The sequence below is a fragment of the Variovorax sp. 10N432 genome (assembly GCF_056394465.1).
This window is the reverse complement of record NZ_JBFTHX010000015.1, coordinates 1-23,099: the sequence shown is the minus strand read 5'-3', so window position 1 is coordinate 23,099 and position 23,099 is coordinate 1. Positions and strand designations below refer to the sequence as shown.

Sequence of the window (23,099 nt, the reverse complement as noted above, 5' to 3'; positions counted from 1 at the left end):
CGCTGAGTATATTGACGGATGTTCAAGCCCTGGGCGGCACGGCCTTTCTCGGCCCTGGCGGCACGGCTGCCGGGCCAGTGCGCGGTCTGCCGCGCCTGGCCCGCGGCGTCGATCTGCGAGGCCTGCGTGGCGCGTTTCGCGGCGCCGGTGGCGCGCTGTCCGACCTGCGCGCTGCCGCTGGGCCCGGGCGACACCCGCTGCCTCGACTGCCAGCGGCGGCCGCCGCCGCTCGACGCCTGCCTGGCGGCCTGCGCCTATGCGTGGCCGTGGCCCGAATGCATCTCGGCCTTCAAGTTCCGTGGCGATGCCGGGCGCGCGGCACCCCTGGCGGCGCTGCTGCGCAGCGCACCCTGGGTCGAGCCGGCGCTGGAACAGGCGGACGCCGTGCTGCCGATGCCGCTGGCGCCGGCCCGCCTGCGCGAGCGCGGCTTCAACCAGGCGTACGAGCTGGCGCGGCGGCTGGCGCCGGACAAGTGCGATCCCCGGTTGCTGCTGCGCACCCGCGACACCGCGCCGCAGAGCGGCCTCGCGCGGCAGGACCGGCTGCACAACCTGAGCGGCGCCTTCGCGCTCGATCCGCGTCGCCCCGGGGCGGTGCACGGCCGGCGCCTGGTGCTGGTCGACGACGTCATGACCAGCGGCGCCTCGCTGTACGCGGCGGCCGAGGTCCTGCGGGCCGCCGGCGCCGCCCGCATCACCGCGATCGTGCTGGCGCGGACCGACGCGCCGGACTGATTCGGGCGGCGACCGACAATCGCGCCATGTTCCATATCGTTCTCGTCGAACCCGAGATTCCGCCCAACACCGGCAACGTGATCCGGCTGGCGGCCAACACCGGCTGCACCCTGCACCTGGTCGAACCGCTGGGCTTCTCGATGGATGACCGCCTGCTGCGCCGCGCCGGACTGGACTACCACGAGTACGCGACCCTGCTGCGCCACGCCAATTGGCAGGCCTTGCTCGACACCCAGCAGCCGCCGCCGGACCGGATGTTCGCGCTCACCACGCGCGGCACGCAGCGCGTGCACGACGTGGCTTTCAGGCCCGGCGACTGGCTGGTGTTCGGGTCGGAGACCCGCGGCCTGGCGCCCGAGCTGCGCGAGAGCTTCGCCCCGCCGCAGCGGCTGCGGCTGCCGATGCGCGAGGGTCAGCGCAGCCTCAACCTGTCGAACGCGGTGGCGGTGACGGTGTTCGAAGCCTGGCGCCAGAACGGCTTCGGCTGAGCTATTTGTACCGCCGAACGACCGACTCGGCGACGCAGGCCGGCTTCGGCGAACCTTCCAGTTCGATGGTCGTTTCCCAGGTCATCTGCAGCCCGTCGTTGGCGATCGGCTCCGAGCTCAGCAGCTTCATGCGGCCGCGTACCCGGCCTCCGACCGGCACCGGCGACATGAAACGCACCCGGTTCAGGCCGTAGTTCACGCCCATGCGCGACTCGACCACCTCGAAGGCCACTTCATAGAGCCGCGGCAGCAGCGACAGGGTCAGGAAGCCGTGCGCGATCGGGCCGCCGAAGGGGCCGGCCTTGGCGCGCTCGACGTCGACATGGATCCACTGGTGGTCGCCGGTCGCCTCGGCGAACTGATTGACTTGCTCTTGGGTGATGGTGATCCAGTCGCTCACCGCGACTTCCTGGCCGACGCACGCGGCAAGTTCCTGGAGGGTCTGGAAGGTCTTTTTCATCGCTTCACTGTAGCGGCGCGCCGACCCGGCCCCTGTCCACGCCGAGACATCGGGGCTCGGGGTAAACACGGGCTCAGGCCGGCCGGGCGGGCTCCCGGACGTCCAGCCAGTCGATGATCGGCTGCCATTGCTCCAGGTCGCGCTGCACCCGCCCCGGCGCGATGTCGAACAGCGTCAGCCCGCGGGCCGCCAGCTGGACATAGTTCTGGGTGTCGCGCAGCTCGCCGAGCACCGGCACGCCGAGCCCGGACACGAACTCGCGCAGCCGGTCCGCGGCCAGCGTGCGGGCGTCGACCCGCATGCCCACCAGGGCGATCTGGGTCTTGCCCGCGTGGCGGTTGGCGAGCAGCTTGTCGAGGAAATCGCGCGTGGCGTAGATGTCGAAGATGCTCGGCTGCAAGGGCACCAGCACCTTGTCGGCCAGCGCCAGCGCCTCCTTGAAACGCGATCCGTGCAGCCCGGCGGGGGTGTCGATGACCGCGTGGGTGGTGCCGCGCGGCGGCCGCACCACGCTGCCGTCCTCGGACGCCTCCCAGCTCAGGATCTGCCGCGCCTGCGGCGGCCGCAGCCCGAGCCACAGCCGCGACGACTGCTGGCGGTCGATGTCGCCCAGCATCACGGCATGGCCGCGGCTGGCCATGTAGCCCGCGATGTGGGTGGCGAGGGTGGATTTTCCGACGCCGCCCTTGGGATTGGCGACCAGGACTACCGGCATGTTGGACTCCGACAGGCTGAACAAAGGCGTCATGGTAGCCGCGCGCGAAGCACCCCGGAGTGCGCTAATGTTCGCGCCATGTCGACAAACACCAACAACAACAGTCCGGCGCGCATCTACGTGGTGGCCGCCCATCCGCATTGGCGCGAATCGCGCGTCAACCGCCGTCTGCTGGAAGCCGCTCGGGCCACGCCAGGAGTCGACGTCAACGATCTCTACGACACCTACCCCGACTACGCCATCGACGTCAAGGTCGAGCAGGCCCGTCTGGCGCGCGCCGACCTGCTGGTGCTGCTGCATCCGATCCAGTGGTACTCGATGCCGGCGCTGCAGAAGCTCTGGATCGACGACGTGCTCGACTACGGCTGGGCCTACGGCACCGGCGGCCGGGCCCTGGAGGGCAAGGACTGCTGGCTGGTCGCGACCACCGGCGGCCCCGAGGCCAGCTACCACCCGCAAAGCTACAACCGCTATTTCTTCGACGCCTTCCTGCCGCCCTACGAGCAGACCGCGGCGCTGTGCGGGATGCGCTTCTTGCCGCCGCTGCTGTTCCACGGCGCCCGCAGCGCGCCCGCGGCCGAGGTCACGGCCCACGTCGAGGTCTTCAAGGAGCGGCTCCTCCGCTATCCGGACTGGCCGGAACTCGAGGGGCTCGACGTCTGCGTCAGCTGCCCGGTGCCCGAGATCGACCGACCGACGGCCGAGGAGGAAAGCTGAGCATGGAGCACGCACCCGCCTGGCTCATCAATACGCTGATCTACCTGGGCGCCGCGGTGCTCGTGGTGCCGTTGTCGAAGGCACTGGGGCTCGGCGCCATCATCGGCTACCTCGTGGCCGGCATCGCGATCGGGCCGTGGGGCCTGGGCCTGGTCACCAACGTCGAGGACATCCTGCATTTCGCCGAGTTCGGCGTCGTTCTGATGCTGTTCCTGGTCGGCCTCGAGCTCGAGCCCAAGCGGCTGTGGAGCCTGCGGCGGCCGATCTTCGGCTGGGGCTCGGCCCAGGTGCTGGCCTGCGCCGCGGTGCTGTTCCTGGTCGGCTGCGCCGCGGGCGCCGACTGGCGCGTGTCGCTGGTCGCGGCGCTCGGGCTGGCGCTGTCGTCGACCGCGATCGCGCTGCAGGTGTTCGCCGAGCGCAACCTGCTGCTCGCGCCGAGCGGCCAGGCCGGCTTCTCGATCCTGCTGTTCCAGGATGTGGCGGCGATCCCGATCCTGGCGCTGCTGCCGCTGCTGGCGGTCGGCTCGGCGGCCGGGCCGGCCATGACCGGCTGGGAGCGCACCTTCGAGGGCTTGAAGATCGTCGGCGTGATCGCCGCCATCGTGGTCGGCGGCCGGCTCGCCTTGCGCCCCCTGCTGCGCTGGATCGCGCGCAGCAACACGCCCGAGATCTTCACCGCGACCTCGCTGCTGCTGGTGGTGGCGATCGCCGCGCTGATGCAGTTCGTCGGCCTGTCGATGGCGCTCGGCGCCTTCCTGGCCGGCGTGCTGCTGGCGGAGAGCGAATACCGGCGCGAGCTGGAGACCGACATCGAGCCCTTCAAGGGCCTGCTGCTCGGCCTGTTCTTCATCGCGGTCGGCATGAGCATCGATTTCGGCGTGCTGCTGGAACATCCCGCGCTGATGGCGCTGGTGGTGATCGCCTTCCTGGCGGTCAAGTTCGTCGTCATCTACGCACTGGCGAAGGCGATGGGGGTGCCCTACCAGCAGCGGCCGGTGTTCACGCTGCTGCTGGCGCAGGGCGGCGAATTCGCCTTCGTGGTGTTCCAGGCCGCCGGCCCCGACGTGCTGCCGCATGGCGTCGCCTCGTTCCTGATCGCCGCGGTGGCGCTCTCGATGCTGGTCTCGCCGCTGCTGCTGGTGGCGATCGACAAATGGGTGCTGCCGCGCTTCGGCGCCCACAAGCCGACGACGATGGAGGAGATTTCCGAGCAGCAGGACGCCAAGGTGGTGATCTGCGGCTTCGGGCGCTATGGCCAGATCATCGGCCGGCTGCTGACCGCGCAAGGCGTGCGCATCACGGTGCTCGACCACGACCCCGACACCATCGAGGCGCTGCGCGAATTCGGCATCAGCGTGTTCTACGGCGACGCCACACGGCTCGACCTGCTGCGCACCGCGGGCGCCGGCACGGCCCGGGTGCTGGTGGTCGCGGTCGACGACATGGAGCAGTCGCTCAAGATCGTCGACCTGGCGCAGAAGCACTTCCCGCAGGCCAGGCTGGTGGTGCGGGCGCGCAACGTCACGCACTACTACCAGCTGCTCGACCGCAAGGTGGAGTTCGTCGAGCGCGAGCTCTTCGAGTCCTCGCTGCGCAGCGCCCGCTCGGTGCTCGAGGCCATCGGCTGGCCGGCCCACGAGGCGCGCGAAGACGCGATGCGCTTCCGGCGCCGCAACATCGAGCTGATGCTCGAGACCTACCCGCACTACAAGGGCGACCGCGCCCAGCTGATCGCGGTGGCCAAGAAGGGCCGCCAGCAGTTCCAGGAGCAGATGGCGCGGGAACGCGAGGAACGGCGCCAGCGCAGCGGCGCCCACTGGGACCGCGACAAGGTCGAGGAAGAGCGCCTGCCCTGAACCCGGTGCCTACTGGTCGAGCTTGAGCAGCCGCACCGCGTTGCCCTTGAGGATGCCCGGCATCACCTCGGGCTTGAAGCCGGCGTCCTCGAAGTCCTTGAGCCAGCGGTCGGGCGTGATCAGCGGATAGTCGCTGGCGAACAGCACCCGGTCCTTGAGCAGCGTGTTGGCGTACTGCACCAGCTGCTTCGGGAAATACTTCGGGCTCCAGCCCGACAGGTCGATCCAGACGTTCGGCTTGTGGGTGGCGACGCTGAGCGCCTCGTCCTGCCACGGGAAGCTCGGGTGCGCCATCACGATCTGCATGTCGGGGAAGTCGATCGCGACGTCGTCCAGGTGCATCGGGTTGCTGTACTCGAGCCGCAGGCCGCCGCCGCAGCGCATGCCCGAGCCGATGCCGCTGTGGCCGGTGTGAAAGACGGCCGGCAGCGCGTATTCGGCGATCACCTCGTAGATCGGCCAGGCCATCTTGTCGTAGGGGTGGTAGCCCTGCACCGTCGGGTGGAACTTGAAGCCCTTGACGCCGTATTCCTCGATCAGCCGGCGGGCCTCGCGCGCGCCCATCTTGCCCTTGTGCGGGTCGATGCTGGCGAAGGCGATCATGATGTCGGAGTTCTTCTGCGCGGCCTCGGCGATCTCCTCGTTCGGGATCCGGCGGCGACCCATGTTCGACTCGGCATCGACCATGAACATCACCAGCCCGATCTTGCGCTCGCGGTAGTAGTCGATGCTTTCCTGGATGGTCGGGCGGCGGCCCGACTTGAAGTATTTGTCGGCGGCGCGGTCGTACTCTTCGCCATAGTTGTCGAAGGGGTTCCAGCAACTCACCTCGGCGTGCGTGTGAGTGTCGATCGCGATCAGGTTCTGGTGGTCCATGGGGGTTGTCTCCGAACGGTTTGAAGCCTAGGGTAAATCCTTACGCCACACAGCGTCATGCGGCTTGAATTGATTATTTTTCATAACCATAATCGATCGTACTCCGGAATGCAATCATGACCTCCAACGACCTCCACCTCGACATCCAGGACGACATCGCCATCATCCGCCTCACGCGGGGTGCCAAACGCAACGCGCTGTCCGACGGCCTGATCCTGGCACTGCGCGACGCTTTCGAAAAGCTGCCCTCCACCGTGCGTGCCGCGGTGATCGATGGCGAGGGTCCGCATTTCTGCGCCGGCCTCGACCTGTCCGAGCTGAAGGAGCGCGACGCCGGCCAGGGCCTGCGGCATTCGCGCATGTGGCACGCGGCGCTCGAGCTGGTGCAGCATGGCCCGGTGCCGGTGGTGGCGGCGCTGCACGGCGCGGTGGTCGGCGGCGGGCTCGAACTGGCGAGCGCCTGCCACATCCGGGTGGCCGACAGCACCACCTTCTATGCGCTGCCGGAGGGCTCGCGCGGCATCTTCGTCGGCGGCGGCGGCTCGGTGCGCATTCCCAAGCTGATCGGCGCCGCCCGCATGACCGACATGATGATGACCGGCCGGGTCTACAACGCCGAGGAGGGCGAGCGCGCCGGCTTCGCCCAGTACCTGGTGCCCGAAGGCACGGCCTTCGACAAGGCGCTGGAACTCGCGAAGCGCGTGGCGACCAACGCCCCGCTGACCAACTACGCGCTGATGCACGCGCTGCCGCGCATCGCCGAGCAGCCGGCCGACCACGGCTTCTTCACCGAAGCGCTGATGGCCGGCATCGCGCAGGCCGCGCCCGACGCCAAGGAGCGCGTGCGCGCCTTCCTGGACGGCAAGGCGGCCAAGGTCCAGAAGAGCTGAGACAAAACCGAGGATTCCCCATGCAAGCCCCCCGTCCGACGACCCAGACGCCACGCTATCGGCCTGTGACTTTCGGCGTGCGCCGCGTCAACGTGCGCGAGGGCGCGGCGGGCGTGCGCTACCTCGAGGCCGCCGAGCCGCTCGGCCCCTACGCCGAGCGCATCACCGACCGCTTCATGCACTGGGCCGAGACCGAGCCCGACCGCAGCTTCATGGCCCGCCGCGAGCAACTGCCCGACGGCAGCACCGGCGAATGGCAGCACCTGAGCTACGCCCGGGCGCTGCAGGACGCCCGCCGCATCGGCCAGGCGCTGCTGAACCGCGGCCTGGACGCCCAGCGGCCGGTCATGATCCTGAGCGAGAACAGCCTGGAGCATGCCCAGCTGGCGCTCGGCTGCATCTACGCCGGTGTTCCGTACTGCCCAGCCTCGCCCGCCTACTCGACCGTCAGCCAGGACTACGAGAAACTGCGCCACATCGTCGACACGCTGACCCCGGGGCTGGTGTTCGCGAGCGACGGCGCGCGCTACGGCCGCGCCATCGCGGCGGCGGTCCCGGCCGATGTCGAGGTGGTGCTGCAGCGCGGCCACGGCGGTGCCGGCGATCCGGGCACGGCCGCCCCCGAGCTGGCCGGCCGCGCCCTCACCGCCTTCGACAGCCTGCTCGCCACGCCCGCCACGCACGCGGTCGACGCCGCCATGGCGGCCACCGGGCCGGACACGATCACCAAGTTCCTGTTCACCTCGGGCTCGACCAAGATGCCCAAGGCGGTGGTCAACACCCAGCGCATGTGGTGCGCCAACCAGGTGCAGATCGCGCAGTCGATGCCGGCCCTCGCGGAGGAGCCGCCGGTGCTGGTCGACTGGCTGCCGTGGAACCACACCTTCGGCAGCAACCACAACGTCGGCATCACGATCTACCACGGCGGCACGCTCTACATCGACGACGGCAAGCCGACGCCGGCGGGCATGGCGGAGACGCTGCGCAACCTGCGCGAGATCGCGCCGACCGTCTACTTCAACGTGCCGACCGGCTTCGAGGCCATCGCGCAGGCCATGGAGACCGATGCGCAGCTGCGCCGGACGCTGCTCTCGCGGGTGCGCATGTTCTTCTACTCCGGCGCCGCGCTGGCGCAGCCGATCTGGGACCTGCTGCACCGGATCCAGGAGGCCGAGATCGGCGAGCGCATCGTGATGGCGACCGGCCTCGGCATGACCGAGTCCGGCCCTTCGGCGATGTTCATCAACAGCCCGGACGTGCGCGCCGGCGACGTCGGCGTGCCGACGCCCGGCATGACGCTCAAGCTGATCGATGTCGACGGCAAGGTCGAGGTGCGCTACCGCGGCCCCAACGTCACGCCGGGCTACTGGCGCTCGCCGGAAGCCACGCGAGAGGCCTTCGACGAAGAAGGCTTCCTGTGCACCGGCGATGCCGTGCGCTGGATCGACGACGCCGACATCCACCGCGGCCTGCGCTTCGACGGCCGCATCGCCGAGGACTTCAAGCTCGCCACCGGCACCTTCGTGAGCGTCGGACCGCTGCGCGCGAAGATCAACACCGCCGGCGCGCCCTACGTGCACGACGCGGTGCTGACCGGCATCAACCTGAAGGAAGTCGGCGCGCTGATCTTCCCGACCCCGGCCATCCGGACGCTGGCCGGCCTGGCGCCCGAGGCGAGCCTGCAGCAGGTGGTCGAGAGCGCGCCGGTGCAGGCCTGGCTGCAGCAGCTGCTCGACGGGCTCGCCGCCGCCAGCACCGGCAGCGCCAACCGCATCGCACGCGCCCACATCGTTTCCGAGCCGCCCTCGATCGACAGGGGCGAAGTGACCGACAAGGGCTCGATCAACCAGCGCGCCGTGCTCAAGCACCGTGCGGCGCTGGCCGAGGCCCTGCATGACGGCACGTTGGGCTTCACGCTCAAGCCCCGATAGGCCGTTTTCACTGACAAACCACAAGGAGACTCGCATGAACATCCAAGGACAAGCCGCACTCGTGACCGGCGGCGCATCCGGCCTCGGCGAAGCCACGGCGCGCGAGCTCGCGCGGCTCGGCGCCAAGGTCGCAGTGCTCGACGTCAATGCCGGCCTGGCGGAGAAGGTCGCCGCCGAGATCGGCGGCGTCGCCTGCGTCTGCGACATCACCGACACCGACAGCGTCAACGCCGCGCTCGACAAGGCCGAGGCCGCGCACGGTGCGGCCCGCATCCTCATGAACGTGGCCGGCATCGGCAGCGCCAAGCGAATCGTCGGCAAGGACGGCAGCGCCGCGCCGCTCGAGGACTTCGTGCGGGTGGTCAACATCAACCTGATCGGTGCCTACAACGTCAGCCGCCTCTATGCGGCGCGCTGCGCCAAGCTGGACCCGAACGAAGGCGGCGAGCGCGGCGTGATGCTGTTCACGGCCTCGGTCGCGGCCTTCGACGGCCAGGTCGGCCAGCAGGCCTACAGCGCCTCGAAGGGCGGGCTGGTGGGCATGACGCTGCCGATGGCGCGCGACCTCGCGCAGCACGGCATCCGCGTCTGCACGATCGCGCCGGGCCTGTTCGCGACACCGCTGCTGAAGACCCTGCCCGAGCCGATCCAGCAGTCGCTTGCCGCCTCGATCCCGTTCCCGCCGCGGCTGGGCGATCCGGCGGAGTTCGCCGCGCTGGCCTGCCACATCGTCACCAACGGCCACCTCAACGGCGAGGTGATCCGCCTCGACGGCGCCCTGCGCATGGCGCCGCGCTGAGCCGGCCGCCACCCCGTTTTTTCGTTCGCCCCTCCAGGAGACATCATGAACATCAAGAAAAGCATCCTCGCCGCCGCGCTGGCCGCCGGCCTCTTCGGCGCCGCCCATGCCGACCTCACGGTCGGCGTCGTGCTGCCGCTGACCGGCCCGGCCTCGGGCCTGGGCATCCCGGTCAAGAACCAGATCGCGCTGTGGCCCAAGACCATCGCCGGCGAGAACCTCAAGGTCGTGGTGCTCGACGATGCCACCGACCCGACCACGGGCGTCAAGGACACGCAGCGGCTGGTGACCGAGGACAAGGTCGACGTCATCATCGGCTCGGCCGCGACGCCGGTCGCGATCCCGATGGCCGACGTGGCCGCGGAATCGGGCACCGTGCAGCTCGCCGCCTCGCCGGCCGGGCTGCCGCCGGGCAAGGACAAGTGGACCTTCCGGCTGCCGCAGTCCAACGACGTCATGGCCTACGCCGTGGTCCAGCACATGAAGTCGCAGAAGGTCAAGACCATCGGCTTCCTCGGCTACACCGACGCCTACGGCGAACTCTGGCTCAAGGCGCTGACCGCCGAGGCCGAGAAGAACGGCATGAAGGTCGTCGCCACCGAGCGCTTCGGCCGGGCCGACACCAGTGTCACCGCCCAGGTGCTGAAGCTGACCTCGGCCAATCCCGACGCGATCCTGATCGTCGCCTCGGGCAGCGGCGCCGGCATGCCGCAGAAGGCGGTGATGGAGCGCGGTTTCAAGGGCAAGGTCTACCAGACGCACGCCGCCGCCACGCAGGACCTGATGCGCACTGCCGGCAAGGATGCCGAAGGCACCTTCGTCGTCTCGGGCCCGGCCACCGTGGCGGAGCAGCTGCCCGACAGCCATCCCTCGAAGAAGGCCGCGGTCGACTTTGTCACGCAGTACGAGAAGACCTACGGCCCGGGCTCGCGCAACCAGTTCGCCGGCCACGGCGCCGATGCGCTGACGGTGCTCGAGAAGGCGGTGCCGATCGCGCTGAAGAAGGGCAAGCCCGGCACGCCGGAGTTCCGTGCGGCGCTGCGCGACGCGATGGAGACCATGGGCCGCACGGTGCTCGCGCACGGCGTCTTGAACTGGACGCCCGACAACCACTGGGGCTACACCAACGAGACCGGCGTCATGCTGAAGGTCGTGGGCGGCCAGTTCAAGGTCGAAGCACCGTAGCTCGCCCCCAGGTTGCCCGCACTTCGTGTCGGGCGCCCACCCCCTACCGGGGGCAACACCAGCGGCCTGGCGAAGCCAGTTCCGCGGTGTTCCACGAAGAGAAAAGAACACGGAGAACGCGCGCCGCGAAGCCCTCATGGATATCTCAATCGCCAGCATCCTGACGCTGGACGGACTCACGAACGGGGCGATCTACGCGCTGCTGGGCATGGGTATCGTGCTCGTGTTCACGGTCACCCGCGTCATCTTCATTCCGCAGGGCGAGTTCGTCGCCTATGGCGCGCTCACGCTCGCCATCTTCCAGACCGGCAAGGTGCCCGGCACGGTCTGGCTGCTGCTGATCCTCGCGGCCGTCGCGGCGCTCATGGAACTGGTGAGCACCTGGCGCCACCGCGGCCGGGCCGCGCCGGCCCTGCTGGCCGCCGCGCGCATGTTCGTGCTGCCGGCGGCGGTCTGCGCCGTGTCGGCGTGGGCGGCGCCGCGCAACCTGCCGCTGGCGGTCCAGGCCTTCCTCACGCTGTGCATCGTCACGGCGTTCGGGCCGCTGGTCTACCGCGTCGCCTACCAGTCGCTCGCCGGCGCCAGCTCGCTGGTGCTGCTGATCGTCTCGGTCGGCGTGCATTTCGCGATGACCGGGCTGGGCCTGCTGTTCTTCGGCGCCGAGGGCTTTCGCAACCCGTCGTTCTGGGACGACCGCTTTGCGGTCGGCCCGCTGAACGTCAACGGGCAGGCCGTGATCATCTTCCTCGCCTCGGCGGCGCTGATCGTGATGCTGTGGCTCTACTTCGAGCGCACCCTCTACGGCAAGGCCCTGCGGGCGACGGCCGTGAACCGGCTCGGTGCACGGCTGATGGGCATCTCCACGCAGGCGGCGGGCCAGCTCACCTTCGCGATGGCGGCGCTGATCGGCGCGCTGTCGGGCCTCCTGATCGGGCCCACCACCACGATCTTCTACGACTCCGGCTTCCTGATCGGCCTCAAGGGCTTCGTCGCCGGCGTGATCGGCGGCCTGGCGAGCTATCCGGGCGCGCTGCTCGGCGCGCTGGCGGTCGGCGTGATCGAGTCCTTCGGCTCGTTCTGGGCCAGCTCGTTCAAGGAGGTGATCGTGTTCACCATCATCCTGCCGGTGCTGTTGTGGCGCTCGCTGACCAGCGCCCACTCGGACGAGGAGCATTGACATGGAAGCCACTCTGAATCCTCCAGCGGCCAAGCCGCCCGCGAAGAGCCGCCTGCGCACCTGGGGCCCGCTGGCGCTGGTGGCGGTGCTCGTCGCCCTGCCGCTGCTGCCGCTGCCCAACTTCTGGATCATCCAGCTCAACTACATCGGCATCTACACGCTGCCGGTGCTGGGGCTGGTGCTGCTCACCGGCGTCGGCGGACTGACCTCCTTCGGCCAGGCGGCGTTCGTGGGCATCGGCGCCTACACCACCGCCTACCTGAGCGTGAACTTCGGCCTCTCGCCGTGGCTCACCCTGTTCGTCGGCCTGGCGCTGACCGGCCTCAGCGCCGCGATCATCGGCGGCATCACGCTGCGCATGTCGGGCCACTACCTGCCGCTCGCCACCATCGCCTGGGCGCTGGCGCTCTACTACCTGATGGGCAACCTCGAGGCGCTGGGCAAGTACGACGGCATCCTGGGCGTCAAGGGGCTCACGCTCTTCGGCCTCGAGGTCGGCCAGCAGCGGGTGTTCTATGCGGTGGTCTGGACTTTCTCGCTGCTCGCCTGCTTCGCGGTGATCCGGCTGCTCGATTCACGCAGCGGCCGGGCCATCCGGTCGCTGGCGGGCGGCTCGCAGATGGCCGAGGCGATGGGCGTGAACACGCTGCGCTTCAAGGTCGGGATCTTCGTGCTGGCGGCGCTGCTGGCGTCGCTCTCGGGCTGGCTGTTCGCGCATTTCCAGCGCACCGTGAACCCCTCGCCCTTCGGCCTCAAGATGGGCATCGAGTACCTCTTCATGGCGGTGCTCGGGGGCGCGGCCCACGTGTGGGGCGCGATCGCCGGCGCCGGCGTGGTCAAGCTGCTCGAAGACCAGCTGCAGGTGCTGCTGCCCAAGCTGATCGGCACCAGCGGCAGCTACGAGCTGATCGTCTTCGGCATCCTGATCGTGCTGGTACTCAAGTACCTGCCCGACGGCCTGTGGGACTTCATCGACCGCCGGCTGCCGCGCCCGCAGCGCCCGGTCGACTGGCGCGATGCGCCCGACCTCCCGGCGCGCGCCAAGCCGGCCGCCGGCGAGGTGGTGCTCGACGTGCAGGCGATCCGCAAGACCTTCGGCGGGCTGGTGGCGGTCAACGACATCAGCTTCCAGACCCGGGCCGGCCAGGTGGTCGGCCTGATCGGGCCCAACGGCGCCGGCAAGTCGACCACCTTCAACCTGGTCACCGGCGTGCTGGGCCTGAGCGGCGGCGCCGTGCGCTTTCGCGGCGAGGCGATCGGCGGGCTGTCGTCGCGCGCCATCGCCGAGCGCGGCGTCTCGCGCACCTTCCAGCACGTGAAGATGGTGCCCGACATGACGGTGCTCGAGAACGTCGCGCTCGGCGCCCACCTGCGAGGCCGCAAGGGGGCGATCGCGGCCATGCTCCACACCGACCGCGCCGAAGAGCGCGAGCTGCTGCGCGAGGCCGAGCGCCAGCTGCAGCGCGTGGGCATGGGCGACTGGATGCACGAGCTGGCCGGCAACCTGGCGATGGGCCAGCAGCGGCTGCTGGAGATCGCGCGCGCCCTGTGCGCCGACCCGGCCCTGCTGCTGCTCGACGAGCCGGCCGCCGGCCTGCGCCACAAGGAAAAGCAGGCGCTCGCCGACGTGCTGCGCAGCCTGCGCGCGTCGGGCATGAGCATCCTGCTGGTCGAACACGACATGGACCTGGTGATGGACATCTGCGACCACATCGTGGTGATGGAATTCGGCACCCACCTGATGGAGGGCACGCCCGCCGAGGTGCAGCAAAGCCCGAAGGTGCGCGCCGCCTACCTGGGCACGGAACACTGACATGAGCGCTCCCCTCCTCCGAATCCACGACCTGCGCGCCGGCTACGGCCGTGCCGAAGTGCTGCACGGCATCGACCTGCAGGCGGGCGAAGGCAGCGTCGTGACCGTGATCGGCCCCAACGGCGCCGGCAAGTCGACCCTGCTCAATGCGCTGATGGGCGTGCTGCCCGCCAAGGGCGGCATCGAGTTCCGCGGCCAGCCGATCGGCGGCCTGTCGCTCGAGGAGCGCGTGATGCTCGGCATCGCGCTGGTGCCCGAAAAGCGCGAGCTGTTCGCCACCATGCCGGTCGAGGACAACCTGGTGCTCGGCGCGTTCCGGCAGGTGCGGCTGCGCAACCGCGATTGGCGCGACCAGATCGAGCAGGTCTACACGCTGTTCCCGCGCCTGAAGGAACGCCGGATGCAACTGGCCGGCACGCTGTCGGGCGGCGAGCGCCAGATGCTGGCGGTCGGCCGGGCGCTGATGTCGCGGCCCACGCTGCTGATGCTCGACGAGCCCAGCCTCGGCCTCGCGCCGCTGGTGGTGCAGGAGATCTTCCGCACCGTGAGCGCGCTGCGCGCCACCGGCGTGACGATCCTGCTGGTCGAGCAGAATGCGCGCGCCGCGCTCGAAGTCGCCGACCACGGCTACGTGCTCGAGATGGGCAGCGTCAGCGCCGAAGGCGAGGCCCGCCAGCTGGCCGGCGATTCGCGCGTGATCGATACCTACCTGGGCGCGGCCCGGGCCTGAGCGACCGGCCAGCAGGAGACACGATGAAGACCCCCACCCGCAGCCATCTCCAGCTCGGCGCCGTGGCGCTGGCCGGCGCTTCCCTGCTCGCCGCCTGTGCCGGTGTCGGCCGGACTGCGCCGACCGCGCCGCTGGCCGCGGCCCGGCCCGGCACGCTGCTGTCGTGCAGCGCGCTCGCGGCCAGCGCGGCGCCGCCCGGCACCTTGTACACCCAGGCCGTGGCGGTGCCGGCCGGCACGGTCGCGCTGGGCAACGCCAGCGTGCCGGTTCCGGCCCACTGCCTGGTCCAGGGCCGCATGAACGAGCGCATCGGCCCGGTCGACGGCAAGCGCTACGCGATCGGTTTCGAGATGCGGCTGCCGGTGGCCTGGAACGGCCGCTTCTTCTACCAGGCCAATGGCGGCCTCGACGGCGTGGTCGTGCCGGCAGTCGGCGGCATCGGCGGCGGTGCGCCGGTGACCAACGCCCTGCAGATGGGCTTCGCGGTGATCAGTTCGGACGCCGGCCATCCCGGTTCGCTCGGCCCCACCTTCGGCCTCGATCCGCAGGCCCGGCTCGACTACGGCTACAACGCGGTCGCGCAGCTCACGCCGATGGCCAGGAACCTGATCGCCCAGGCCTACGGCCGCGGCCCCGACAGGTCCTATTTCGGCGGCTGCTCCAACGGCGGCAGGCACGCGATGGTGGCCGCCGCCCGCGCGTCCAGCCAGTACGACGGCATCCTCGCGGGCGACCCCGGCTACAACCTGCCGCGCGCCGCGGTGGCGCAGCTCTATGGCGCACAGCAGTACGCCAAGGTGGCGACCGCGGCCACGCCGGCAGGCCTGCCGGACCTTCAAAGCGCGTTCACGCCGGCCGAGCTGCAGCTGGTGTCCGACCGCGTGCTGGCCCGCTGCGATGCGCTCGACGGCCTGGCGGACGGCATCGTTTCCGACGTCAAGGCCTGCCAGGCGAACTTCGACCTGCAGCGCGACGTGCCGAGCTGCAGCGGCGCGCGCGACGGCCAATGCCTGACGGCGGCGCAGAAAAGCGCGCTCGCCAACGTGTTCACCGGCGCCCGCAACAGCGCCGGCAAGCCGATCTACAGCAGCTTCCCCTTCGACGCCGGGATCGGCGGCAGCAACTGGCGCGAATGGAAGTTCTCGAGCTCCCAGACCCGTGACCCGGGCGCGGTGGGCTTCATCTTCACATCTCCGCCGCTGGCCACGCGGCCGGGCGGCCTCGCCTTCGCTCTCGGCTTCGACATGGACCGCGATGCGCCGCTGATCGACGCCACCGACCCGGTCTATCGCGAATCGGCGATGGCCTTCATGTCGCCGCCCGACGCCTCGAAGCTGACGGCCCTGCGCGACCGCGGCGGCAAGCTGATCGTCTACCACGGCACCAGCGACCCCGTGTTCTCGTCCGACGACACCGCCGCCTGGTACGAGCGGCTGCAGGCCACCCATGGCGGCGACGCCGCGGCGTTCGCGCGCTACTTCCCGGTCCCGGGCATGAACCACTGCGCGGGCGGCCCCGCCACCGACCAGTTCGACATGCTGAGCGCGCTGGTCGACTGGGTCGAGCAAGGCCGGGCGCCCGAGTCGGTGGTGGCGAGCGCTCGCGGCCCCGGCACGGCGAGCGTCAACCCCGAAGTGCCGGCCAGCTGGTCGGCCCGGCGCACGCGTCCGCTGTGCCCCTACCCGCAAGTCGCTGTCTACACCGGCGGCGACACCGAATCCGCGGCCAGCTTCGCCTGCCGCGCGCCTTGAGATCCCCGCGATGACGACCTACAGCCCCCGCCCCGACGACGTCCGCTTCCTGCTGAACACCGTGCTCGGCGCCCCCGCGCGCCTGGGCGCCCTGGCACCGTTCGCGGAGGTCGACGAGGCGCTGCAGGCCCAGGTGCTCGACGAGGCCGGCAAGTTCGTGGCCGAAGTGATCGCGCCGCCGAACCGCGACGGCGACGAGATCGGCTGCCGCTTCGTGAATGGCGAGGTGCTCACGCCGCCGGGCTTCCGCGACGCTTACCGGGCCTTCGTCGACGGCGGCTGGCCCGCCCTGTCGGCGGCGCCCGAGGATGGCGGCCAGGGCCTGCCCGCGGTGCTCGAGGCGGTGCTGTACGAATGGCTCAGCGCCGCCAACCATGGGCTCACGATGGCACCGGGTCTGCTGCACGGCGCCTACGAATGCATCCGGCACCATGGCAGCGACGAGCTCAAGCAACGCTATCTGTCGAAGATCGCCACCGGCGAATGGCTGGCCACCATGTGCCTCACCGAAGCCCATGCCGGCAGCGACCTGGGCCAGGTGCGCACCCGCGCCACGGCGCAGTCCGACGGCAGCTTCCGCGTCGCCGGCGGCAAGATCTTCATTTCGGGCGGCGAGCACGATCTGACGGACAACATCGTGCACCTGGTGCTGTGCCGCCTGCCCGACGCGCCGGCCGGCCCCAAGGGGCTGTCGCTGGTGCTGGTGCCCAAGCGGCTGCCCGACGGCGCGCGCAATGCGGTGCACTGCGAGCGCATCGAAGAGAAGATGGGCCTGCACGGCAGCTCGACCTGCGTGATGCGCTTCGACGATGCCACCGGCTGGCTGATCGGCGAGCCGAACCGCGGGCTGGCGGCGATGTTCGTGATGATGAACGCGGCCCGGCTGCACGTCGCGCTGCAGGGCCTCGGCCTGCTCGACGCCGCCTGGCAGAAGGCCGACGCCTATGCCCACGAACGCCGCCAGATGCGCGCGCCCGGCCCGGCCCCCGCCAGCCGCGGCAGCGAGGCCGCCGACCTGGTGGCCGAGCATCCGGCGATCCGCCGCATCCTCGACACCCAGCGCGCCTGGATCGACGGTGCCCGGCTGATCGCCTACCGGACCGCGGTCCAGCTCGACATTGCACGCCACGACGCCGACCCCAAGGCCCGCGAGCGGGCGCAGCGCTGGTGCGCGCTGGTCACGCCGGTGCTCAAGGCGGCCTGCACGCAGCAGGCCTTCCATGGCGCCAGCGAATGCCTGCAGGTGTTCGGCGGCCATGGCTACGTGCGCGAATGGGGCATCGAGCAGGTGGTGCGCGATTCGCGCGTGACCATGATCTACGAGGGCACCAACGAGATCCAGGCGATCGACCTGCTGGTGCGCAAGGTGCTGGCCGACGGCGGCGCCGGCATGTCGGCCCTGCTGGTCGAGGTGCGCGACGAGCTCGAGGCCTCGCGCGACATCGACGCCGACGCGCAGCGGCGCCTGGCACAGCTGCGCTACCTCACGACCACGCTGGCGATGGCCGCGGCGGCCGACCCGGCGCTGCCCTACGAGGTGGCGGACGACTACCTGCGCGTGGTGATGATCGCGCTGCTGGCATGGGCCTGGGCCCGCATCGGCCGGGACGCGCCGCAGGACGCCCGCTGGGCGGCGCCCGAGGCGGCCTTCCGCCGCTGGGTGCTGCCCGAGTTCGAGATGCGGCTCGGCATCGTCAAGCGGGCCTGCGAGGCCGTCACCGCGCAGCGCGCGCCGGCCTGATCGGCAGGACGCGGGCGACCAAGCCGGTTACGCTTGCACCATGGCAGTTTCGCGCAAGAAAACCCCCTCCGCCACGCACGGCCCAGCGGCGCGCCCCGACCGCCTCGACACCCGCGTGCTGGAGACCTTCGTCGGCTACAACGCACGCCGCGCCTGGCTGGTCGTGACCGAGGTGTTCGCAGAACGCATGGCGCCCTACGGACTCAAGCAGGCCGATTTCTCGGTGCTGTCGCTGCTGGCGCACAACCCGGGCGCGACCTCCCGCCAGCTGTGCTCGACGCTCGACATCCTGCCGCCCAACCTGGTGAGCCTGATCGCCTCGATGGACAGCCGCGGCCTGATCGAGCGCCGGCCGCATCCGCATGACGGCCGTGCGATCGGCCTGCACCTGACACCGGCCGGCGAACAGCTGGTGCGCGAGGCCGAACAGACCGTGATGCAGCTCGAGGCCGACACCAGCGCCCGCCTCACGCAGCGCGAGCGCGAGACGCTCATCAGGCTGCTGCAGAAGATCTATCACTGAACTTTGCGGGAGATCCCCGACCGGCTGGCCGTCGGCGCGGCAGATCACCAGAATTTCCACCAGGGCGCCGTGGCGCGCGTCGCCTCGGGCACCAGGATCTGCAGGCCCGAATCGCGGATCCGGCGGCGCTGCTCGGCTTCGAGGGCCCGGGCCATGCGATGCGCCAGCTGGTCGCCCTGCATCGCGCGCATGCGCCACTCGGTCGCGAGGCTCTGGAGCTCCTCGTCCTGCAGGGTGCCGGGTGCGGTCGACGGTTCGGACATGCCGAAATTCTGCCCATCGCGCGCGGCGTCGGCAATCGTAGAGGTTTGCCTTACATCAAGCCAGGAAGCCATCCCAGCTGAGCTTGAGGCCCGTCAGCAGCATGCCGAGGTAGACGAAGCGGTAGAACCAGACCGGATCGATGCGGCGCGCGATGCGAATGCCCACCCACACGCCCAAGGGCGCGATCGGCAGCAGCACCACCGAGGTCGCCATGTTGCGCCAGTCGAGCAGGCCCAGCCAGGCATAGGGCACCCATTTGCTCAGGTTCACGACGAAGAAGAAGTAGGCCATCGTCGCCGTGTAGACCACCGGCGTGAGCCGCAGCGGAATCACGTAGGCGTTGACCGGCGGCCCGCCGGCATGGGCGATGAAGCTGGTGAAGCCGCTGATGGTGCTCAGCAGCGCGCCGCCCAGCTTCGACGGCATGGGATCGTTCGGGCGCGGCGGGTACAGCAGGCGCTGGGCCAGGAACAGCAGCGTGAAGACGCCGACGATGCCCGCCACCGTGTGCGCCGGAAGCGCCTTGAAGAGCAAGGCCCCGATCACGGTTCCCAGCAGCCCGCACGGAATGAGGAAGCGCAGCAGCCGCGGATCGAAGTCGCGGCGGAAGGCCGCCAGGCCCAGCAGGTCCATCAGCAGCAGGACCGGCATGAGGATGGCGGCGGCCTGCGGCACGCTGACCACCAGCGCCATGAAGGGGACGGCGAGGGAGCCGAAGCCGGCTCCGAAGCCGCTCTTGCTGACGCCGAGCAGCAGCACGGCGGGAACGGCGACCGCATAGAACTGCGGGTCGGTGATGATCGGGAAATTCAAAACGAGGGGGAAGAGTCGGGTGCCTGGGCGCTACATTGTCCACGCACGCTTCCAACGCCCGCCATGAAGATCATCGACGCCGACCAGACCCGTCGCCACCTCGCCTTCGAAGGCCTGGTGCCGGCGCTGCGCGAGGCCTTCGCGCGCGAAGCGACGGTGCCGCCGCGCCACGTGCATTCGGTCGCCGCGGGCGACGACCGCGGCACCGTGCTGATCATGCCGGCCTGGAGCGAGGCCGGCTTCCTCGGCATCAAGACGATCAACATCTTTCCGGGCAACGGCGCGCGCGGCCTGCCGGGGCTGCACGCGACCTACGTGCTCTACGACGCCCACACGGGGGTGCCGCTGGCGCAGCTCGACGGCAACGAGATCACCGCCCACCGGACCGCGGCCGCCTCGGCGCTGGGCGCGGCCTTTCTCGCCCGCGAGGAGGCTTCGAGGCTGCTGGTGCTGGGCACCGGCCGGGTGGCGCGCCTGCTGCCGGCCGCCCACGCGAGCGTGCGGCCGATCCGCGAAGTCCGGCTGTGGAACCACCGCCCCGAAGGCGCGCAGGCCCTGGCCGCGGAATGGCGCCAAGCGGGCTGGGACGCGCAGCCGGTCGACGATCTCGCGACGGCAGTGGCGGCCGCCGACATCGTCAGTTGCGCGACGCTCGCGACCGCGCCGCTGGTGCGCGGGGAATGGCTGGCGCCGGGCAGCCACCTCGACCTGATCGGCAGCTTCACGCCGGCGATGAAAGAGGCCGATGCGGCCTGCTTCGCCGGCGCCCGCGTCTACATCGACACCGACGAGGCCCCGACCAAGGCCGGCGACCTGCTCGACGCCATCGCCGCCGGCGCGGTGTCGCTGGCGACGATCCAGGGCACGCTGGCGCAGTTGTGCCGGGGCGAGCGGCAGGGACGCCGCTCGGCCGCCGAGCGCACGGTCTTCAAGGCCGTCGGCAGCGCGCTGGAAGACCTCGCCGCCGCGACACTCGTCTGGCAGGCTTAGTCGAGGCTGGCGCCCGATTCCTTCACGACCTTGCCCCACTTGAGCGTCTCGCTCTCGATGAAGGCCGCGAACTGCTCCGGCTTCTCGCCATGGGGCTCGGCGCCCTGCTCGGCGAGCTTCTTCTTCACTTCCGGATCGGCCAGTGCCTTGAGGATGGACGCGTTGAGCTTGGCGACCACCGGCGCCGGCGTGCCCGCCGGGGCCAGCAGGCCGAACCACGAGGTGGCTTCGTAGCCGGGCACGCCGGCTTCGGCGATGGTCGGCACGTCGGGCAGCGCCGGCGAGCGCTTGGCCGTGGTCACGGCCAGGGCGCGCAGCTTGCCGCCCTTCACGTGCGGAATGGCCGAAGGCATGTTGTCGAACATGATCGCGATCTGGCCGCCGAGCAGGTCCGACACCGCGGGCGCGCTGCCGCGGTACGGCACGTGCTGCATGTCGACGCCGGCCATCTGCTTGAAGAGCTCGCCCGACAGGTGGATGGAGCTGCCGTTGCCCGACGAACCGAAGTTGATCTTGCCCGGGTGGGCCTTGGCGTACGCGATCATTTCCTTCACGCTCTTGAAGGGCTGCGACGGATTGGCCACCAGCAGGTTCGGCACCATGGCCACGCGCGTGAGCGGCGCGAAGTCCTTGATCGGATCGAAGGGCATCTTCTTGTAGAGGCTCTGGTTGATCGCGTGCGTGCCCACGGTGCCCATGAACAGCGTGTAGCCGTCGGCCGGCGAGCGTGCCGCCGCCTGACCGCCGATGTTGCCGCCGGCGCCGGCCCGGTTGTCCACCACGACCGGCTGGCCGAGATCGCGGCTCATGTACAGGCCGACCACGCGGGCCAGGATGTCGGTGGTGCCACCGGCCGAGAACGGCACGATGATCGTGATGGGCTTGCTGGGGAACGCGGCCTGGGCGTGGACGGCGAGAGGCGCCAGCGCCAGGACGGCGGTGGCAGCCGCGGCGGCCATGGCGAAGCTGCGGCGCTTGAGCGCGGCGTCGGAAGGGAAACGGGACATGGGAAACCTTGGAGAACTGGGAAAAGGAAGAATCGAGAGGGACGGCGTCCGGATCAGACCGGTGCGACGCCCAGCGTGGTGCCGCCGCACACGTACAGCACCTGGCCGGTGACGAATCCGTTGTCGGGCGACAGGAAGAACATCGTGGCGCGGGCCACGTCGTCCACGGTGCCGAGCCGCTTCACGACGATGCTGTCGATGATGCGGCGGGTCTGCGGTGCGCCTTCGGGGTTGCTCTGGCGGAACAGCTCGGTCGCGATCGGACCGGGCGCCACCGCATTGACCGTGATGCCGTCGCCGCCGAGTTCCATCGCCAGCGTGCGCGTGAGGCCGATCATGCCGGCCTTGGTGGCCGAGTAGACGATGCGCTCGGGCTTGCCCAGCGCCGCGCGCGACGACACGTTCACGATCCGGCCCCGGCCCGAGGCGCGCAGCGCGGGCAGCGCCGCCTGGATCAGGATCATGCTGGCCTTGAAGTGCAGGCCGACGACGTAGTCGAGGTCGGCCATCGAGGCCGTGTCGATCGTGCCGGGCCGCGTCGCGCCCGCGTTGTTGACCAGCGCCGTCACGGCATAGGCCGAGGTGATTTCGTGCGCCACCGCTTTCGTCTGCGCTTCCTGCGTCAGGTCGGCCTGGAAGGACACCAGGCGCTCATGGCCCCAGTCGGGCTTCTTGTAGTCGAGATTGACGACGGTGCGTCCTTGGGCGAGCAGTGCCTCGCAGGTGGCCCGGCCAATGCCGGAGCTGCCGCCCGTGACCAGGGCGGCTTCTTGTTGACTCATCTTGCTTCCAGAACTTTCAATGCGGGCCGCGCGAGCGCGGCTCCGGGGGCGAACGCGCTCAGACGCGTTCGAGGATCAGCGCGATGCCCTGGCCGACGCCGATGCACATCGTGCACAGCGCATAGCGGCCGCCGCCCTTGTGCAGCTGGTTGATCGCGGTGGTGGCCAAGCGCGCGCCGCTGGCGCCCAGCGGATGGCCCAGCGCGATCGCGCCGCCGTTGATGTTGACGCGCGCGTCGTCGTCCTTCAGCCCGAGCAGGCGCAGCACGGCGAGGCCCTGGGCGGCGAAGGCCTCGTTGAGTTCGATGACGTCGATCTGGTCGAGCTTCAGGCCGGTGAGCTGCAGCACCTTCTGGGTCGCCGGCGCCGGGCCGATCCCCATGATGCGCGGCGCCACGCCGGCGGTCGCCATGCCGACCACGCGGGCGCGCGGCGTCAGGCCGTGCTTCGCGGCGCTGGCTTCATCCGCCAGCAGCAGTGCCACCGCACCGTCGTTGACGCCGCTGGCATTGCCGGCGGTCACGGTGCCGTCGGGGCGCACCACCCCCTTGAGCTTGGCCAGCGCCTCGAGGCTGGTCTCGCGCGGATGCTCGTCCTTGTTGACGATGACCGGGTCGCCCTTCTTCTGGGCCACGCTGACCGGCACGATCTCGCTGTCGAAGAAGCCCGACTTCTGGGCCGCCACGGCGCGCTGCTGCGACGCCAGCGCCATGCGGTCTTGCGCCTCGCGCTCGATCTTGTAGTCGGTGGCGACGTTCTCGGCCGTCTCGGGCATCGAGTCGACGCCGTACTGCGCCTTCATGAGCTTGTTGACGAAGCGCCAGCCGATGGTGGTGTCGTAGACCGCGTTGTTGCG

Annotated in this window: 23 protein-coding genes; 15 read left to right on the top strand and 8 right to left on the bottom strand. The window is 70.2% G+C overall.

Going from position 1 to position 23,099, the window contains the following annotated elements:
• The first annotated feature begins 18 nt into the window (after window positions 1–18).
• Both AC1DF3_RS18440 and AC1DF3_RS18435 read left to right on the top strand, forming a co-directional pair.
• Window positions 19–735, top strand: a complete 717-nt coding sequence (locus AC1DF3_RS18440; protein WP_478140410.1) for a ComF family protein — start codon at window positions 19–21, stop codon at window positions 733–735.
• Window positions 736–761: 26 nt separating this feature from the next.
• Window positions 762–1,223 (top strand): tRNA (cytidine(34)-2'-O)-methyltransferase, encoded by a 462-nt coding sequence (locus AC1DF3_RS18435; RefSeq protein ID WP_286534752.1) that lies wholly within the window; start codon window positions 762–764, stop codon window positions 1,221–1,223.
• A 1-nt stretch (window position 1,224) separates the two neighbouring features.
• Here AC1DF3_RS18435 and AC1DF3_RS18430 read toward each other — a convergent pair whose 3' ends face one another.
• Both AC1DF3_RS18430 and AC1DF3_RS18425 read right to left on the bottom strand, forming a co-directional pair.
• Window positions 1,225–1,683, bottom strand: a complete 459-nt coding sequence (locus tag AC1DF3_RS18430) for a MaoC family dehydratase (RefSeq protein WP_286534753.1) — start codon at window positions 1,681–1,683, stop codon at window positions 1,225–1,227.
• Window positions 1,684–1,756: 73 nt separating this feature from the next.
• Window positions 1,757–2,398, bottom strand: coding sequence for a ParA family protein (locus tag AC1DF3_RS18425; RefSeq protein ID WP_286525400.1), 642 nt, complete (start codon window positions 2,396–2,398; stop codon window positions 1,757–1,759).
• A 78-nt stretch (window positions 2,399–2,476) separates the two neighbouring features.
• Here AC1DF3_RS18425 and kefF point away from each other — a divergent pair, with 78 nt between their 5' ends.
• Both kefF and kefC read left to right on the top strand, forming a co-directional pair.
• Window positions 2,477–3,115, top strand: coding sequence for a glutathione-regulated potassium-efflux system oxidoreductase KefF (kefF, locus tag AC1DF3_RS18420; RefSeq protein WP_478140409.1), 639 nt, complete (start codon window positions 2,477–2,479; stop codon window positions 3,113–3,115).
• A 2-nt stretch (window positions 3,116–3,117) separates the two neighbouring features.
• Window positions 3,118–4,971: a glutathione-regulated potassium-efflux system protein KefC gene (kefC, locus tag AC1DF3_RS18415; RefSeq protein ID WP_286534755.1), complete on the top strand. Its 1,854-nt coding sequence runs from the start codon at window positions 3,118–3,120 to the stop codon at window positions 4,969–4,971.
• Window positions 4,972–4,980: 9 nt separating this feature from the next.
• On the opposite strand, the gene AC1DF3_RS18410 is transcribed toward kefC, so the two are convergent.
• Window positions 4,981–5,847: an amidohydrolase family protein gene (locus AC1DF3_RS18410; protein WP_286525405.1), complete on the bottom strand. Its 867-nt coding sequence runs from the start codon at window positions 5,845–5,847 to the stop codon at window positions 4,981–4,983.
• Window positions 5,848–5,963: 116 nt separating this feature from the next.
• Between AC1DF3_RS18410 and AC1DF3_RS18405 the strand changes: the two genes are divergently transcribed.
• The 10 genes from AC1DF3_RS18405 to AC1DF3_RS18360 all read left to right on the top strand — a co-directional run bounded on the left by AC1DF3_RS18405 (window position 5,964) and on the right by AC1DF3_RS18360 (window position 18,387).
• On the top strand, window positions 5,964–6,737 hold the full coding sequence (locus AC1DF3_RS18405; RefSeq protein WP_286534756.1) for a crotonase/enoyl-CoA hydratase family protein: 774 nt from the start codon (window positions 5,964–5,966) through the stop codon (window positions 6,735–6,737).
• A gap of 20 nt (window positions 6,738–6,757) precedes the next feature.
• Complete coding sequence (locus AC1DF3_RS18400) at window positions 6,758–8,668, top strand: feruloyl-CoA synthase (protein WP_478140408.1); 1,911 nt, start codon at window positions 6,758–6,760, stop codon at window positions 8,666–8,668.
• A gap of 34 nt (window positions 8,669–8,702) precedes the next feature.
• On the top strand, window positions 8,703–9,467 hold the full coding sequence (locus AC1DF3_RS18395; RefSeq protein WP_478140407.1) for an SDR family NAD(P)-dependent oxidoreductase: 765 nt from the start codon (window positions 8,703–8,705) through the stop codon (window positions 9,465–9,467).
• 45 nt (window positions 9,468–9,512) lie between these two features.
• On the top strand, window positions 9,513–10,652 hold the full coding sequence (locus tag AC1DF3_RS18390; protein ID WP_286534759.1) for an ABC transporter substrate-binding protein: 1,140 nt from the start codon (window positions 9,513–9,515) through the stop codon (window positions 10,650–10,652).
• A gap of 136 nt (window positions 10,653–10,788) precedes the next feature.
• Window positions 10,789–11,829, top strand: a complete 1,041-nt coding sequence (locus tag AC1DF3_RS18385) for a branched-chain amino acid ABC transporter permease (RefSeq protein ID WP_286534760.1) — start codon at window positions 10,789–10,791, stop codon at window positions 11,827–11,829.
• Between the two features lies 1 nt (window position 11,830).
• Window positions 11,831–13,642: a branched-chain amino acid ABC transporter ATP-binding protein/permease gene (locus AC1DF3_RS18380; RefSeq protein ID WP_286534761.1), complete on the top strand. Its 1,812-nt coding sequence runs from the start codon at window positions 11,831–11,833 to the stop codon at window positions 13,640–13,642.
• 1 nt (window position 13,643) lies between these two features.
• Entirely contained in the window at window positions 13,644–14,372 is a 729-nt protein-coding gene (locus AC1DF3_RS18375; RefSeq protein ID WP_286534762.1) for an ABC transporter ATP-binding protein, read from the top strand.
• A gap of 23 nt (window positions 14,373–14,395) precedes the next feature.
• Complete coding sequence (locus AC1DF3_RS18370; RefSeq protein WP_286534763.1) at window positions 14,396–16,123, top strand: tannase/feruloyl esterase family alpha/beta hydrolase; 1,728 nt, start codon at window positions 14,396–14,398, stop codon at window positions 16,121–16,123.
• Window positions 16,124–16,133: 10 nt separating this feature from the next.
• Window positions 16,134–17,864 carry an acyl-CoA dehydrogenase family protein gene (locus AC1DF3_RS18365; RefSeq protein WP_478140406.1) on the top strand — a complete coding sequence of 577 codons (1,731 nt, stop codon included), beginning with the start codon at window positions 16,134–16,136 and terminating at the stop codon, window positions 17,862–17,864.
• 40 nt (window positions 17,865–17,904) lie between these two features.
• Entirely contained in the window at window positions 17,905–18,387 is a 483-nt protein-coding gene (locus AC1DF3_RS18360; RefSeq protein WP_286534765.1) for a MarR family winged helix-turn-helix transcriptional regulator, read from the top strand.
• A 44-nt stretch (window positions 18,388–18,431) separates the two neighbouring features.
• On the opposite strand, the gene AC1DF3_RS18355 is transcribed toward AC1DF3_RS18360, so the two are convergent.
• Window positions 18,432–18,650 carry a hypothetical protein gene (locus AC1DF3_RS18355; RefSeq protein WP_286534766.1) on the bottom strand — a complete coding sequence of 73 codons (219 nt, stop codon included), beginning with the start codon at window positions 18,648–18,650 and terminating at the stop codon, window positions 18,432–18,434.
• 55 nt (window positions 18,651–18,705) lie between these two features.
• The gene (locus tag AC1DF3_RS18350) at window positions 18,706–19,464 is read right to left on the bottom strand and encodes a sulfite exporter TauE/SafE family protein (protein WP_478140405.1); all 759 of its coding nucleotides are present in this window, start codon (window positions 19,462–19,464) and stop codon (window positions 18,706–18,708) included.
• A 63-nt stretch (window positions 19,465–19,527) separates the two neighbouring features.
• On the opposite strand from AC1DF3_RS18350, the gene lhpI reads away from it, so the two are divergent.
• A complete protein-coding gene (gene lhpI, locus AC1DF3_RS18345) occupies window positions 19,528–20,454 on the top strand; it encodes a bifunctional Delta(1)-pyrroline-2-carboxylate/Delta(1)-piperideine-2-carboxylate reductase (protein ID WP_286534768.1) in 927 nt (308 codons plus the stop codon).
• Here lhpI and AC1DF3_RS18340 read toward each other — a convergent pair.
• The 3 genes from AC1DF3_RS18340 to AC1DF3_RS18330 form a co-directional block, all read right to left on the bottom strand.
• On the bottom strand, window positions 20,451–21,461 hold the full coding sequence (locus AC1DF3_RS18340) for a Bug family tripartite tricarboxylate transporter substrate binding protein (RefSeq protein ID WP_478140404.1): 1,011 nt from the start codon (window positions 21,459–21,461) through the stop codon (window positions 20,451–20,453). The genes lhpI and AC1DF3_RS18340 overlap by 4 nt on opposite strands.
• Before the next feature lie 53 nt (window positions 21,462–21,514).
• Window positions 21,515–22,243 carry an SDR family NAD(P)-dependent oxidoreductase gene (locus AC1DF3_RS18335; protein ID WP_286534769.1) on the bottom strand — a complete coding sequence of 243 codons (729 nt, stop codon included), beginning with the start codon at window positions 22,241–22,243 and terminating at the stop codon, window positions 21,515–21,517.
• Between the two features lie 58 nt (window positions 22,244–22,301).
• A partial coding sequence (locus AC1DF3_RS18330) for an acetyl-CoA C-acyltransferase (protein WP_478140403.1) occupies window positions 22,302–23,099 on the bottom strand: 798 nt, incomplete at its 5' end.